The organism is Chryseobacterium sp. POE27 (genome assembly GCF_039727685.1).
GTDB lineage: Bacteria > Bacteroidota > Bacteroidia > Flavobacteriales > Weeksellaceae > Chryseobacterium.
The window spans coordinates 584,731-599,547 of record NZ_CP152475.1; the positions used below are offsets into that span (position 1 = coordinate 584,731).

Here is a 14,817-nt window from a genome sequence, read left to right on the forward strand (position 1 = left end):
TTCAACATACCTATTATAAATCCCGTTATTCTATTCGGGATTTTTTATGTAAAATTGTTTCCGATAAATTTAAAAAAATGGACATATATAAAATAAGACAAGATATCAGAGGGCTTTCGGATGGGAAAATTTTTCTTAACAATGCAGGGTCTTCATTAATGCCATCTGTAGTTGTTGACTCTATGGTTAATTATTTACAGCAGGAAGAACAATCAGGTGGCTATGAAGTTGCAGAAAAGAATGCAGATCATCTGGAAAAATTTTATAACGAAACAGCAACATTAATTAATGCCAAACCTTCCAATATTGCTTTTGCCACAAGTGCTACAGAAGCTTATGCTATGGCATTATCAAGTATTATTTTTAAAGAAGGTGATACTATTATTACTACTGCTGACGATTATATATCCAATCAGATTACCTTTATTTCTCTTCAGAAAAAACTGAATCTGAACATCATCAGGATGAAAAATCTTCCGGATAATGAGCTTGATCTGGATGATTTGGAGATTTTGATCAAAAAATATCACCCAAGGCTTGTTGCGGTCACTCATATTCCTACCAATTCGGGATTGATTCAGAATGTGGAAGGCGTAGGGCAACTCTGCCGCGAATATGATATTTTATACTTAGTGGATGCCTGCCAGTCGGTTGGACAAATGGTTGTTGATGTTGAAAAAATAAACTGTGATTTTCTTACGGCAACGGGAAGGAAATTCATGAGAGGGCCCAGAGGAACAGGATTCTTATATGTTTCAGACAGAGTTCTTGAGAAAAATTATGCGCCATTGCTTCTGGATATGAGAGGCGCGAAATGGTCAGAATTTGACAATTATGAGTTATTCGATTCTGCTAAAAGATTTGAGCATTGGGAACTTTCCTATGCTTCTTTAATCGGATTTACCGAAGCTTTACGATATGCTAATGCTGTCGGTTTAGACGCTATTGAAAAATACAATAAAAACCTGTCACAGAAACTGCGGAATAATCTTCAGAACAGTGGTTTTCAGATATGGGATATTGGTAAAAATCTGAGCAGTATCATTACGTTTTCTGGTCCCGAAGGAGATCTTGAGAATATTCAGAAGGTATTGAAAGAAAATAATATATTCTTTTCAACAACTTACAAAAATTCTGCATTAATTGATTTTACGAAGAAAAAAATCAATGGTATTGTGCGGTTGTCGCCACATTGTTTTAATACAGAAGAGGAAATTGAAACAGTATCAGAGCTGTTAAAACAAAGCCTGCTTTAGCTGCATAAGATATTAATGATCATTTTTAAGGGCAACCTGGGTTACATGTAATATCAGTTCAACTTAAATTCTATTTCACTGTTTAATTTTCACAAGGCCAGAAAACCTTAGTCCTTATTTAATGCTTCATTGAAAAGGAGACCGGCAACTGATGAAAAAAACAATTTATAATAGTGATTTTGTTGCCCTGCAAAAGAAATATGATTCTCTAACTTAAATAAGATATTAATAATATTTATAACCTTTTGTATTTTAATAATATACACTCATTTTTAAAATTTAAAGATGGAAAGCTCTTAAATTTATCAAGATAAACTGATCAAATTATCAGGATAAATCCGGAAAATAATGCTGATAATTTTTCCAATTCATCCTGATAATTTTTTTGAATGATCAGCATTAATCAAAAACGGAGATCCCGAGATTCATAAAATTAAACAGAAAAAAAGAATTATTTTTTGAAATTACAGGATAAAAGTTTAAAAAATCTACAAACTGTTTAATTTTCCCTATTAATTTAAAGAGCGTCAGTTCGAGTAGGTTTTTTGGAGTGCAATAGAGAAAACCGTATCGAGAATTTATAACAAAAACACCATTCTCGATACAAAATTCTTTCAGAATTTCATTCGAATTGACGTAAACTTACCTTTAATCTAATCTAACAACTACACACTATCAACCAAAAAAGAGAGCCTTGCGACTCTCTTCATTTTATTGTTCCAGCTTTTCTTTAATATACTTGGCTGTGTAAGATTTTTTGTTTTTTGCCAGATCTTCGGGAGTTCCTGTAAATACAACTTCGCCTCCATATTTTCCTGCTTCCGGACCGATATCAATAATATAATCTGCACTCTTGATAATATCCGGCTGATGTTCAATGACAATCACGGAATGTCCAAGATCAATCAATGCCTGTAAAGATTTCAACAGTTTCTTAATATCATGGAAATGCAAACCTGTAGAAGGCTCATCAAAAATAAAAAGGGTTTTGTCGGTAGTTGCTCCTTTTACCAGGAATGAAGCCAGTTTTACACGCTGTGCTTCACCTCCGGAAAGGGTAGAAGAACTCTGTCCCAATTGAAGGTATCCTAAACCAACTTCCTGCAGAGGTTTCAGTTTTGTGACGATTTTGTCTTCATTATTATCTTTGAAAAACTCCAGGGCATCGTCTACCGTCATGTGCAGAATATCCGAGATATTCTTTTCATCATATTTTACTTCCAGGATTTCGTTCTTGAAACGTGTTCCTTTACAAACTTCGCATTCAAGCTCAATATCTGCCATAAACTGCATAGACACGTTGATTACGCCTTCACCTTTACATTCATCACATCTTCCTCCGTCTACGTTAAAAGAGAAATGTTTAGGTTTATAGCCCATCATTTTTGCCATTTTTTGCCTGGAAAATAAATCTCTGATGTCGTCATAAGCTTTCAGATAGGTAACAGGATTGGAGCGTGAAGATTTTCCGATTGGGTTCTGATCGATCAGCTCAATATGCTTAATCAGTTTTTTAGGAAAATCCACGGAATCATAATCGCCTTTTTTACCACCCATCCCAAGTTGGATCTGGATATCATTGGTAAGGATTTCTTTCATTAAAGTTGATTTTCCACTTCCCGAAACTCCGGAAATAACGACAAGACTCTCGAGAGGGACATCTACATCAATATTTTTAAGATTGTTCTGGCGAGCGCCCTTTATATGGATCCATTCTTTTGCTTTTCTGCGTTTTTCAGGAACTTCAATTTCCAGCCTGCCGGTAAGATATTTTGAGGTTAATGTATCTGCATCTTTCAATTCTTTATAGTCTCCGGCAAATACCAGTTCGCCACCAAGGTAACCTGCTTCAGGGCCAATGTCAATAATATAATCCGCCGCTTTCATGACATCTTCATCGTGTTCTACAACGATAACGGTATTTCCAAGATCACGCAGGTTTTTCAGAACACCGATAAGATTTTCCGTATCTCTGGAATGCAGTCCGATGGAAGGTTCATCCAGAATATAAATAGAACCTACCAGTGAACTTCCTAAACTTGTTGCAAGATTAATTCTCTGGCTTTCACCGCCGGAAAGTGTATTGGACGTACGGTTCAGCGTCAAATATCCCAAACCGACTTTTAATAAAAATTCAAGACGCGTAGTGATTTCATAAAGTAATCTCTTGGCAACTTCCTGATCGTGTTCAGATAATTTTAAACTGTTGATTAAAGGAGACAACTCATCTAAAGGAAGCTCGATCATCGACTGGATATTATGTCCGTCAATTTTCACCCAGCTGGTTTCTTCACGAAGCCTTAGTCCTTCACAGGTAGGACAGAGCGTTTTTCCACGATACCTGGAAAGCATCACCCTGTACTGAATTTTGTACAGATTTTCTTCAAGCATTCTGAAGAAATTGTCAATGGATGGGAAAGTGTTTTTGCCATCGCCTTTCCAGAGGTATTTCTTCTGATCTTTGGTTAATTGATGATAAGGCTTATGAATAGGAAAATCTTTGGCTTTTTTAATAAAGTCTTTCTTCCATTCGCTCATGCTTTCTCCTCTCCATGATGCTACTGCATCTTCAAACACTGACAATGTTTTGTTGGGGATCACCAGATCTTCATCAATTCCGATTACTTTTCCATATCCTTCGCACGTCGGACATGCACCATAGGGATTATTAAAACTGAAAAAATGAATATTAGGTTCCAGAAATTCTATTCCGTCCAGTTCAAACTTGTTTGAGAATTCCTTTATTTTTCCGGTATCCGTATTTTTTAAAGAACAGTATCCCTGTCCTTCATAGAAAGCCATCTGGATAGAATCTGCAAGACGCTGAAGAAAATTTTCGTCTTCTTCGTAAGTGAAACGGTCAATCACAAGATTGATTTCCATTCCTTTTTCAGGGGCAAAACCGAAGCTTTCAAGGTCTTCAATCCCTGCTACATTTCCGTTGATCTCGAGTCTGGTAAATCCTGCAAGCTTTAGAACGTTCAGGCTTTCCAAAAAATTATCAGCATCATATTCCAATGGAGCTGTCAGCAAAAATGAAGCATCTTTTTGGGAAGATTTAATAAAATCTACCACATCAGAAACGGAATCTTTCTTTACTTCCTCGCCGGAAACCGGAGAAAATGTTTTACCGATTCTTGCGAAAAGAAGTTTTAAATAATCATATATTTCGGTAGAAGTTCCGACCGTTGAACGTGGATTGGAGGAAATCACTTTTTGCTGGATCGCTATCGAAGGCGCCAGCCCTTTGATATCATCAACTTTCGGTTTTTCAAGCTTACCTAAAAACTGTCGTGCATAAGAGCTGAGACTTTCTACATATCTTCTCTGTCCTTCCGCATAAATGGTGTCAAATGCCAAGGAAGATTTTCCGCTTCCGGAAACTCCGGTGATGACGATAAGTTTATTTTTAGGGATAAGAACATCTATGTGTTTCAGATTGTTAAGATGTGCATTCTTAACAAAAATCTGTTTTTTAATATCTATATCTGTTGTATTAGCCATAGTAAAATTAAGACCAACAAAATTACGAAATTTTTAGCGGATTTTCTGTTATTAATTCCGGTTAACTTAGACAAATGCTTTTCATTCAAAACAATATCGATGCGGTGGGAATTATTTAAGTTTAATTTTATCCTTGATAAACAATTAGACAAATTAATATTATTACATTAAATTTTGATATTTTAACATTATTTTAATTGTTTAGTATTGCTTTATATTATAAAATTCTATAAAATTGCAATAATAAATAGATAATACAGAAAATGAGAAAAATTTTCGCCATAATCTGTTTATTTATTTAAAGAGGAAAAATAACGAAATTACTTCCCCGAAATGCAGTTTCCCCAACTGCATTTTTTTTATGACAACTATCATTTGTATGTGTTGCAGAACTCCATTACTTTTGGCCCAGTAAAATAATTAACTATAATTCTGACATATGATTAAAAAAGCAGGAAGTATTTTTTTTCTTGGAACATTGTTTTTTGCACAGGCACAGGAAAATTCAACGGATATTGAAACCATTGAAATTCAGGGTAAATTGTTTTCTACGCCCTATAAAAGTGCCAACCAGAATATAACAGTGATTACCAGAGAAGAAATCATCAATTCTCCTGCAAAAAGTATCGATGAAGTCCTGCAGCAGGTAACAGGAATGGATATCAGAAGGAGAGGAGTCAATGGGGTACAGAGTGATATCGGTTTTCGGGGAAGCTCATCTGAACAGGTTCTTCTGCTTTTAAATGGTATCAGGATGAATGATTCTCAAACCGGACACAATTCAATGAATCTTCCGGTAGATCTTGATAATGTAGAAAGAATTGAAATCATAAAAGGTCCTGCCGCAAGACGTTTCGGGCAAAATGCCTACGCAGGTGTAATCAATATTATCACAAAGATAAATCCGGGAAAAAGAGTAAAAATCAGTGCAGAAGCCGGAGATTATAAAACCTATAGCTTAGGACTAAATGCTCAGCTTGGAAATGAAAAATTCTCAAATTCTTTACAGGCCAATTCCTCATCTTCGCAGGGATATATGTATAATACGGATTATGAAATCAGAAACATTTTTTATCAGAATAAGCTGAATATCAAAAACGGTGATCTCAGGCTGCAAGCGGGATTTTCAGAGAAAAAATTCGGTGCCAACGGATTTTATTCTTCACCAAAAGCAGTAGATCAGTATGAAGAAACTCAGGCTTCGATAATAAGTCTGGCACATCAGCAGACCTTTGGTAAATTAAAATTAAGCTCAAATGTCTATTGGAGAAGAGGGCAGGATATGTATCTGTACAACAGGGAAAAACCTGAAATCTACAGGAATATGCATATCGGAAATAATGTTGGCGGAGAAGTAAATTCCAATTATGAATGGGGGTTGGGAACAACAGGAGTCGGTGTTGAGCTAAGAAAAGAGTTTTTGGCAAGTAATAATCTTGGCGAAAGAAACAGATTTGTTTCTCAGGTTTTCTTTGAGCATCATTTTTCTTTGCTAGATAAAAAGCTGAACATCAGTCCGGGAATTTCGTGGGCAAATTATTCCAAAGAGGGAAATTTTTTCTATCCGGGATTGGATGTGGGGTATAATTTTAACTCTAATAATAAAATATACGGAAATATTGCCAAAGTTCACCGTATTCCGACCTTTACCGATCTTTATTATGTAAGTAAAACAGAACAGGGAAATCCCAATTTATTGCCTGAAAATGCAGTGTATGCAGAAGTTGGTTATCAATTTCAGACAAAAAATATATTAGCAAAAGTAAGCGGATTTTTAAGAGATTCTGATAATGCCATTGACTGGACAAAAATCAAGACTGATGACAACGTCTGGTATGCACAAAACATAGGCGCAACAAACGTTAAAGGAATAGAAGCAGAGCTTAATCATCGCTTGACAGGCTGGCTGAAATATACCATTGGCTACACTTATCTTGATAATAAACTTAAAAATCCGGCCGATTTTGTAGCAAGATATGTTTTGGATAATCTCAAACATCAGTTTATCTCAAAGCTTGAAACAAAATTCCTGAAAAACTTCACCAATGAGATCATTTACCGTTATAACGAAAGACTGAATAACGGTAGCTACAATCTTTTGGATGACAAATTAAGTTTTGTTAATAATGATTTTTCGATATATATTCTTATTAATAATTTAACAAATACTTCATATACGGAAACTTTTGGAGTACATATGCCCCAAAGATGGTTCCATATTGGGTTATCTTACAATATCAATATTAAATAATTGTTAACTGTTATTGAATTAAAGTTAATATTAACAAATTGTTAATTCATTTACATTTGCAAAAATTTTTTTAGATGAAATTGTCAGTAGGTTTAGGTCTGAGTTTATTTTTAAGTACAACATTTTTCAAGGCACAGGAACATATTTCCAGCTTTAATGCACTTACGATTACTTATAAATTTCATCCTAAATTTTTCCTCTATGCAGAAGGTCAGTCAAGAGGAATTGAAGAATATTCTTATCCCGATTATTATGAGATAAAAGGAGGATTGGGCTACAATCTTACCAAGAATCATAAGCCTTTTGTGGGATTAGGAAGATATGCGACCTATAAGGAGCATGCCATCAATAAAGAAGAATTCAGAATCTGGCTTCAGGACGTCATCGATTTCAAAAAGGGTGTTGTAAAATTTGAAAACAGATTCCGTGCAGAGAAATCATGGTTTTATGAACCTCAGACGGATAAAAGCTCTCAGAGAATGCGTTACCGATATCGTCTGAACGTTTCCGTTCCTTTAAATGCAAAAAAAGATAGGCCCGAAAACATTATTTGCCAATGCTTACGATGAGATTTTCATCGTGTCACCCATAAAGCCTGCTTTTGCAAGAAACAGGGTATATGGTGGCCTTGGATATCAGATCGACGAAAACTTCGGAGTTTTAGGAGGCTATCTTTGGCAGAGAGAATTTGAAGCCAAAGGAAATAAAAACTTTCATTTTGTTTATCTTGCTTTAAACATCAATATTGATGATACAAATCCTCCTGCAAAAACATATCATTTCCCGGGAGCAGATTAAAATATTTCAATTTAATTAAATCCTCCAAGGTCCAATCTATGGAGGATTTATTTTAATATTTTTCAATCAGGTAATGATAGGCTTTCAGGTATTTATTGAATCTTTTAATATCTTTCGGGGTGAGTTCTCTGTTTACCCTTCGTAAATCCATATTGTCGCGGAGGTCATTCAGTTTTACGGCGACAGCCAGTGGAGAGCGTTCGGTTCTTCTTACAAAATCGTCGTAATCCTCTTCCGGATCAAACTTTGTAAGACAGCTTATCGCAAAAATAATGTATTCCGGAAAGCCTTCGTTTCGCAAATAATCCAGGCTGAACTCCTGCGGATGATCTTCAACAACATCATGTAGTACGCCTACAATTTTTTCATCAAGAGTTTTTCCGTATTCCATTACACGCATAACATGGGCAATGTAGGGTGCATGATATTTGTCTGTCTGACCTTTGTGTGCCTTATCGGCTATTTTTATGGCTCTGTTGAGCAATTCTTCTTTTGTCATTGTATCTAAAGTAGAATGCAAAAATAAAAAATGCCCCAAGAATTGAGACATTTTTTGATGAATTATTTTGATATATTTTTAATTCGTTTTTCTTTACAGAAATCTTATTGTACTATTCCTTTTTAGGTGGCAATTCCGGCTCCGGTTTCTCAGGCTTTAAGGAGTTGAGCATTTTATAATCTGTAGTATCTTTTCTTTTGTCCTTAAGGCTTGAATACATCGATTCATCGGGTTTTACAGAAGGTATTTCATACATTTTCTTTTGATGATCTTTAGCTTTCTGATCCTGATTGAGGGGATCAAATGTATGCACTTTCGCAGTATCCTTTTTAGGTAATACAAGTTTCTTTTGCTGTGCTGAAACTGACACTGAAATTATTATAAATGAAGCTACTACTATTTTCATCTCTAAAAATTAAATAAAATTATACTTATAAATGATACGACAATTCAAGGTTCAATTTTATTACATTTAAATATAATTTTATCTTTTTCATTAAAATAATTTAAATGAAATATAGCTTACAGCAAAATAAAAGCGTCCCAAAAAATTGAGACGCTTTGAAATCAAATTTATATATAAAAGACTAATAAGCTTCTTTTTCGATATAATGGGCAGCGATTTTCTCTGTCAGCGCCACTACATTCGGATGGTTGGTATATTTTGTAAATCTTCTTAAACCTGAAAGCATCATTCTCTGTTCGTCGCCTTCAGCAAAGGAAACAATTCCTTCTTTTGCAGCAACAGTGATTTTTTCTACTGCTTTATAAAGGTTTAACTGAGCCATGGCTGCTTCCACAGATTCAGGAGAAAAATGTTTTTCCGCTCTTAGAACAGCAGATTCTGCCATATAGATCTGGTTAAGAATTTCAGAAGCATTTAATAATAAATGTTGCTGTTTCTCAATATCCATCATATATTTTTGAAGAGCTGCTCCGGAAACCATTAAGAAAACTTTCTTAAGATTTGCAATAATTGCTTTTTCCTCGCTCATAAATGAAGAATAATCAGGAACATCGAACGACGGAATTCCCATCAATTCTTTACTGATCGCCATTGCAGGAGATAATAAGTCCAATTCTCCTTTCATTGCCCTTTTGATCAACATTCCTACTGAAAGTAATCTGTTGATCTCATTGGTTCCTTCGTAAATTCTTGAAATTCTTGAATCTCTCCATGCTGCTTCCATTGGCGTATCTTCTGAGAATCCCATTCCGCCGTACACCTGAATTCCTTCATCAGCTGTATGTTGGGCAAGATCTGATACGAAAACTTTAAGGATGGAACATTCCACTGCAAATTCTTCAACACCTTTCAATTCTGCAGCCTGATGATCCATTCCACCAGCAACCAGTTCATCAATCTTATCCTGAATATTTTTTGCTGCTCTGTAAGAACCGGCCTCACTTACGAAAACTCCCGTTGCCATTTCAGCAATTTTCTTTCTGATCGCTCCAAAAGTTGAAATTGAAACTCCAAACTGTTTTCTCTCGTTGGAATATTGAATAGAATGGTTTAAAATTCTTCTCTGAGCATCCAAACAAGCTGCAGCCAATTTTATACGGCCAACATTTAATGCATTCAGGGCAATTTTAAAACCGTTGTTTCTTTCTCCTAAAAGATTCTCGACAGGAATTTTCATATCATTAAAGAAAACCTGGCGGGTAGAAGAGGCACGGATTCCCAGTTTATGTTCTTCCTCACCGAAAGTAAGGCTTCCCGGATTTTCCAGTTCTGAACGATTAATTACAAAACCTGTGATATTTTTATCATCATCAATTTTTGCGAACAAAGTAAAAGTATCCGCAAATCCTGCATTGGAAATCCACATTTTCTGTCCGTTAATGATATAATGTTTCCCGTCTTCGGAAAGCTTTGCTCTTGTTTTTCCTGAGTTGGCATCAGAACCTGCATCCGGTTCAGTAAGGCAATATGCTCCGAATTTTGTTCCTGTAGCCAAATCCGGAAGGTATTTTTGCTTCTGAGCTTCAGTTCCATATAGAACAATTGGCAATGTTCCGATTCCGGTATGCGCTCCATAAGCGGTTGCCAATGAACCGGTAACGCCTGAAAGGTAATCGCAAGCAAGCATCGTTGTCACGAATCCCATTCCAAGACCGCCATATTCCTCAGGAACTGCAATACCTAACATTCCCATTTCACCAAGCTTACGCATTACTTCTTCTGTAAAAGCATAATCTTTTTTCTCGAAACGTTCCTTTTGCGGAACTACTTCTCTGTCTATAAATTCCTTCGCAGAATCGCGAAGCATTTTTTGTTCTTCGTTCAGTTCTTCAAGACTGAAAATTTCGCTGGCAGGAACTTCTTTGATTAAGAATTCGCCCCCCTTTTACAATATTTCCCATTTAATATTTGATTTTTTCTTTTTTAGATTAAAGAATAAAGAGAAAAGAAAAAAGACTTAAAACTTCAAGTTTTTTTGAAAGCCAGAAATCATTCTCTGTAATTCTGTTATTTTATTCTCTATAATTTCAAGTTTTGACGGCTCAATATAATTTCGGTTTGAAGAAATTATAATTTGAGTCTGCAATTCATAAAGAGAACCAAGACTTATTTCCAAAAATCGATTAAAATCCTTATTCGAACTTCTACTTGAGCCTTCTGCTATATTAGAAGCAACAGAAACAGAGCATCTCCTCAGTTGTGATTTCAACCCAAATTCTTCACTTTTTGGAAAAAGATCAGTAAGAATATAAACGTCATTAGCCAAATCAATAGAGAGTCTCCAGATATTTAGATTCTTAAAGTTATGCTTCATTGTTAGTCTTTTCTCTTTATTCTTTGTTCTTCTCGTCTATAATAATTCAAAAATACTCGCTGCTCCTTGTCCCGTTCCTACACACATCGAAACCATTCCGTATTTGTTTCCGCGTTTTCTCATTTCGTCAAGAAGCTGAACAGTTAATTTTGTTCCGGTACATCCAAGCGGGTGACCAAGAGCGATAGCGCCTCCGTTCACATTGAGAATATCAGGGTTTAAGCCTAATTCTTTTTTAATGGCAACAGATTGTGAGGCGAATGCTTCGTTTAACTCGATTAATTCGATATCTTTTAATTCCATGCCGGCTTGTTTCAAAGCTTTTGGAATAGCATAAATTGGGCCCATTCCCATAATCCTTGGTTCTAATCCTGCAGCTGCGTAGGCAACTAATCTCGCTTCAGGTTCCAATCCTAATTCTTTTACCATTTCCTCACTCATCACCATAACGAAAGCCGCTCCGTCGCTCATTTGAGAAGAATTTCCCGCCGTTACGCTTCCTCCGTTGGCGAAAACGGGTCTTAATTTTGCCAAACCTTCCAGAGAAGTATCTGCTCTGGGACCTTCGTCCACTGAGAAGTCGAACTTCTTAGTCTGCATTTTCTGGTTTTCATCAAGGAAATTGTATTCCACAGAAATCGGAACTATTTGACTGACAAATCTGCCTTCCTGATTCGCTTTTAAAGCTTTCATATGAGATTCGAAAGCAAATTGGTCCTGTTCTTCTCTTGTGATATTGTACTGTTTTGCAACTTCTTCAGCAGTGTAGCCCATTCCCCAGTAATAATCCGGATTGGTTTTAGCAATTTCCGTTTCCGGAACCGGTTTGTAACCACCCATCGGAATATAAGACATGGATTCTGTACCGCCTGCAATAATGCAATCCGCCATTCCGGCCTGAATTTTTGCAGATGCAATCGCAATCGCCTCACTTCCTGATGCACAATATCTGTTTACCGTAACCCCAGGAACTTTGTCCGTATTTAAACCCATTAGTGAAATCAAACGTGCCACGTTTAATCCTTGTTCAGCTTCAGGCATTGCATTTCCTACGATAAGGTCGTCAATTCTGTTTTTATCTAATTGCGGAAGTTCAGCCATTAATTTTTCAATTACGGTTGCCGCCATTACATCGGGTCTTGTAAATCGTAAACTTCCTTTTGGAGCTTTTCCAACGGCAGTTCTGAAACCCTTTACTATATATGCTGTCTTTGACATTTTTTGTTTTTTATTTGTTTGCAATCGGGTTTCACCCGATTCTATTATTGTTTCGCCCTTTCAGGGCTCAAAAACCTGGTTACTTTTACCTTGGTTATTTAGTTTCTCAACGGTTTACCATTCTGCAGCATGTACTGAATTCTCTCCAATGTTTTTCTTTCTCCACAAAGCTGCAGGAAAGTTTCTCTTTCAAGGTTCAATAAATACTGTTCCGTTACGACTGTCTCTTCCGAAAGATTTCCTCCAACCATCACGTTGGCTAATTTATCTGCAATCTTCTTGTCGTGTTCAGAAATATAGTTTCCGGTTAACATCTGGTCGGTTCCAACATAGAACATTCCCAATGCATCTTTACCTAAAACTTTTACTTTCTGCTCGATTGGCTGAGTATAGCCATGTTCTGCTAAGCTTTTTGCCAGCATTTTGGCCGTTTTGATCTGAGTTCTTTTATCAACGGCAACAATATCTTTTCCATGCTCAAGAATTCCCATATCGTAAGCTTCATAAGCCGAAGTGGCCACTTTACCCATCGCAATGTTCATGAAAGCTTCACGAAGACGGTTGTTTTTCACATCATCTTTATGAAATTCCCTTGAGGTTCTTAACGTAAGCTCTTTCGTTCCGCCACCACCGGGAATTACACCAACTCCGGTTTCCACCAATCCGATATAGGTTTCTGCGGCTGCAACCACTCTGTCGGCGTGCATCGTCATTTCACATCCGCCGCCAAGGGTCATTCCGTGAGGAGCGACAACCACCGGAATCGAGGAGTAGCGAACTCTCATCATTGATTTCTGGAAATAAGCAATTGCCATATTCAGATCATCCCAATCCTGCTCGATGGCCATCATTAAAATCATGGCTAAATTGGCTCCTACAGAGAAATTAGTTCCCTGATTTGCGATTACCAAACCGTCATATTCTTTTTCAGCTAAATCAATTGCTCTGTTCAATCCGTCTAAAACTTCGCCTCCTAAAGAGTTCATTTTAGAACGGATCTCGAAATTGATAATTCCGTCACCTAAATCTTCAATCGCAGCACCGGAATTACTCCAAAGCGTTTTATTTTTTCTGATATTGTCTAAAATAATGAAAGCGTCCTGTCCGGGAATTTTGTTGTATTCTCCTGAATTTTTATCAACATAAATACTTTGTCCTTCTTCATTAACTTTGTAGAAAGTTTCTACATTTTTCACCCAGTCTGAAACTTCATAACCTGCTTCTTTAGCCAATTCAATACCTTTCTGAACGCCAACGGCATCCCAGATTTCAAACGGACCATTTTCCCATCCGAAACCGGCCCTCATCGCATCATCAATTTTATAAACTTCATCGGAAATTTCAGGTACTTTGTGCGAAACATAAGCAAATAACGCTCCCAGGGATTTTCTGTAAAGCTCTCCGGCTTTGTCTTTTCCGCCAATTAACAATTTAAATCTGTCAATCGGCTTATCAATATTTTTAGTTAATTCTAACGTTGCAAAAGAAGATTTGCCCTGAAGTTCGTATTCTAAAGTATCAAGATTTAAACCGTGAATTTCAGATTTTCCTTCTGCATTCTTTACTTTTTTATAGAAACCTTGCTGTGTTTTTGAACCGAGCCATTTATTATCAACCATCTTCTGGATGTAATCAGGAAGTGCAAAGACATCGTTGAAATCATTGGCTTCGGCTCCGCTTTGACGAACGCCGTTTGCCACCATTACCAATGTATCCAGTCCGACAACATCCGCAGTTCTGAACGTCGCAGATTTTGGTCTACCGATAACAGGACCTGTTAATTTATCTACTTCAGAAACAGTAAGTCCTAATTTCTGAACATTATGAAGTAAATCCATCATAGAGAAAACTCCGATTCTGTTGGCGATAAATGCCGGTGTATCTTTTGCTAAAACAGTTGTTTTCCCTAAGAATTTCGCTCCATAATTCATGTAGAAATCTATCACTTCAGGAGCTGTATCGTTGGTAGGAATGATCTCTAAAAGAGGAAGGTATCTCACCGGATTGAAAAAGTGTGTTCCTGCAAAATAGTACTTAAAATCATCACTTCTACCTTCCGTTAAAAGATGAATAGGAATCCCGGACGTGTTGGAAGAAATTAATGTTCCTGGTTTTCTGAACTGTTCTATTTTTTCATAAACAGATTTTTTGATGTCCAGCCTTTCAACAACAACTTCAATAATCCAGTCGGTATCCTTTATTTTTGACAGATCATCATCAAAATTACCGATCTTTATTCTGTCCGCAAATTTCGGAGAATAGAGTAGAGCCGGACTTGCTTTTTTCAGTTTTTCAAAGTTTTCTGCCGCGATTCTGTTTCTTACCGCTTTATCATCTTTGGTCAAACCTTTTTTCTGTTCCGCTTCAGTAAGTTCAAAAGGAACGATATCCAACAGCGAAACCTGTACGCCAATATTGGCAAAGTGCGCAGCGATACCACTTCCCATAATTCCTGAACCAAGAACTGTAACGTGTTTGATTCTTCTTTTCATTTGATTTATTTGATTTGTT

11 protein-coding genes are annotated in these 14,817 nt (G+C 36.5%); 4 read left to right on the forward strand and 7 right to left on the reverse strand.

Annotation, left to right across the window (positions count from 1 at the left end; translation table 11 throughout):
- Positions 1 to 77 precede the first annotated feature (77 nt).
- Positions 78 to 1,256, forward strand: coding sequence for an aminotransferase class V-fold PLP-dependent enzyme (locus tag AAHI02_RS02630; RefSeq protein ID WP_346985327.1), 1,179 nt, complete (start codon positions 78 to 80; stop codon positions 1,254 to 1,256).
- 711 nt (positions 1,257 to 1,967) lie between these two features.
- Here AAHI02_RS02630 and uvrA read toward each other — a convergent pair.
- Complete coding sequence (uvrA, locus tag AAHI02_RS02635; protein WP_346985328.1) at positions 1,968 to 4,760, reverse strand: excinuclease ABC subunit UvrA; 2,793 nt, start codon at positions 4,758 to 4,760, stop codon at positions 1,968 to 1,970.
- 439 nt (positions 4,761 to 5,199) lie between these two features.
- Here uvrA and AAHI02_RS02640 point away from each other — a divergent pair, with 439 nt between their 5' ends.
- From AAHI02_RS02640 to AAHI02_RS02650, 3 genes are all read left to right on the forward strand, one after another.
- Positions 5,200 to 7,011, forward strand: a complete 1,812-nt coding sequence (locus AAHI02_RS02640) for a TonB-dependent receptor (RefSeq protein WP_346985329.1) — start codon at positions 5,200 to 5,202, stop codon at positions 7,009 to 7,011.
- 74 nt (positions 7,012 to 7,085) lie between these two features.
- Positions 7,086 to 7,580, forward strand: a complete 495-nt coding sequence (locus AAHI02_RS02645) for a DUF2490 domain-containing protein (RefSeq protein WP_346985330.1) — start codon at positions 7,086 to 7,088, stop codon at positions 7,578 to 7,580.
- The gene (locus AAHI02_RS02650; RefSeq protein WP_346985331.1) at positions 7,531 to 7,809 is read left to right on the forward strand and encodes a DUF2490 domain-containing protein; all 279 of its coding nucleotides are present in this window, start codon (positions 7,531 to 7,533) and stop codon (positions 7,807 to 7,809) included. The genes AAHI02_RS02645 and AAHI02_RS02650 overlap by 50 nt, the downstream gene beginning before the upstream one ends.
- 52 nt (positions 7,810 to 7,861) lie before the next feature.
- Here AAHI02_RS02650 and AAHI02_RS02655 read toward each other — a convergent pair whose 3' ends face one another.
- The 6 genes from AAHI02_RS02655 to AAHI02_RS02680 form a co-directional block, all read right to left on the reverse strand.
- Positions 7,862 to 8,308 (reverse strand): phosphohydrolase, encoded by a 447-nt coding sequence (locus AAHI02_RS02655; protein ID WP_346986656.1) that lies wholly within the window; start codon positions 8,306 to 8,308, stop codon positions 7,862 to 7,864.
- Positions 8,309 to 8,420: 112 nt separating this feature from the next.
- The gene (locus AAHI02_RS02660) at positions 8,421 to 8,714 is read right to left on the reverse strand and encodes a hypothetical protein (RefSeq protein WP_346985332.1); all 294 of its coding nucleotides are present in this window, start codon (positions 8,712 to 8,714) and stop codon (positions 8,421 to 8,423) included.
- A gap of 181 nt (positions 8,715 to 8,895) precedes the next feature.
- Complete coding sequence (locus tag AAHI02_RS02665; RefSeq protein WP_346986657.1) at positions 8,896 to 10,641, reverse strand: acyl-CoA dehydrogenase family protein; 1,746 nt, start codon at positions 10,639 to 10,641, stop codon at positions 8,896 to 8,898.
- A 90-nt stretch (positions 10,642 to 10,731) separates the two neighbouring features.
- Positions 10,732 to 11,088, reverse strand: a complete 357-nt coding sequence (locus tag AAHI02_RS02670) for a four helix bundle protein (RefSeq protein ID WP_346985333.1) — start codon at positions 11,086 to 11,088, stop codon at positions 10,732 to 10,734.
- A 36-nt stretch (positions 11,089 to 11,124) separates the two neighbouring features.
- Positions 11,125 to 12,306: an acetyl-CoA C-acyltransferase gene (locus AAHI02_RS02675; RefSeq protein ID WP_346985334.1), complete on the reverse strand. Its 1,182-nt coding sequence runs from the start codon at positions 12,304 to 12,306 to the stop codon at positions 11,125 to 11,127.
- Between the two features lie 98 nt (positions 12,307 to 12,404).
- Positions 12,405 to 14,798: a 3-hydroxyacyl-CoA dehydrogenase/enoyl-CoA hydratase family protein gene (locus AAHI02_RS02680; protein WP_346985335.1), complete on the reverse strand. Its 2,394-nt coding sequence runs from the start codon at positions 14,796 to 14,798 to the stop codon at positions 12,405 to 12,407.
- Positions 14,799 to 14,817: the final 19 nt, after the last annotated feature.

Excerpts from the sequence above, each read along its gene's own strand:
- AAHI02_RS02680 (WP_346985335.1), bottom strand. The coding sequence starts at position 14,798 with ATGAAAAGAAGAATCAAACACGTTACAGTTCTTGGTTCAGGAATTATG.
- AAHI02_RS02660 (WP_346985332.1), bottom strand. The coding sequence starts at position 8,714 with ATGAAAATAGTAGTAGCTTCATTTATAATAATTTCAGTGTCAGTTTCA.
- AAHI02_RS02640 (WP_346985329.1), top strand. The coding sequence starts at position 5,200 with ATGATTAAAAAAGCAGGAAGTATTTTTTTTCTTGGAACATTGTTTTTT.
- uvrA (WP_346985328.1), bottom strand. The coding sequence starts at position 4,760 with ATGGCTAATACAACAGATATAGATATTAAAAAACAGATTTTTGTTAAG.
- AAHI02_RS02675 (WP_346985334.1), bottom strand. The coding sequence starts at position 12,306 with ATGTCAAAGACAGCATATATAGTAAAGGGTTTCAGAACTGCCGTTGGA.
- AAHI02_RS02630 (WP_346985327.1), top strand. The coding sequence starts at position 78 with ATGGACATATATAAAATAAGACAAGATATCAGAGGGCTTTCGGATGGG.
- AAHI02_RS02645 (WP_346985330.1), top strand. The coding sequence starts at position 7,086 with ATGAAATTGTCAGTAGGTTTAGGTCTGAGTTTATTTTTAAGTACAACA.
- AAHI02_RS02650 (WP_346985331.1), top strand. The coding sequence starts at position 7,531 with ATGCAAAAAAAGATAGGCCCGAAAACATTATTTGCCAATGCTTACGAT.
- AAHI02_RS02670 (WP_346985333.1), bottom strand. The coding sequence starts at position 11,088 with ATGAAGCATAACTTTAAGAATCTAAATATCTGGAGACTCTCTATTGAT.
- AAHI02_RS02655 (WP_346986656.1), bottom strand. The coding sequence starts at position 8,308 with ATGACAAAAGAAGAATTGCTCAACAGAGCCATAAAAATAGCCGATAAG.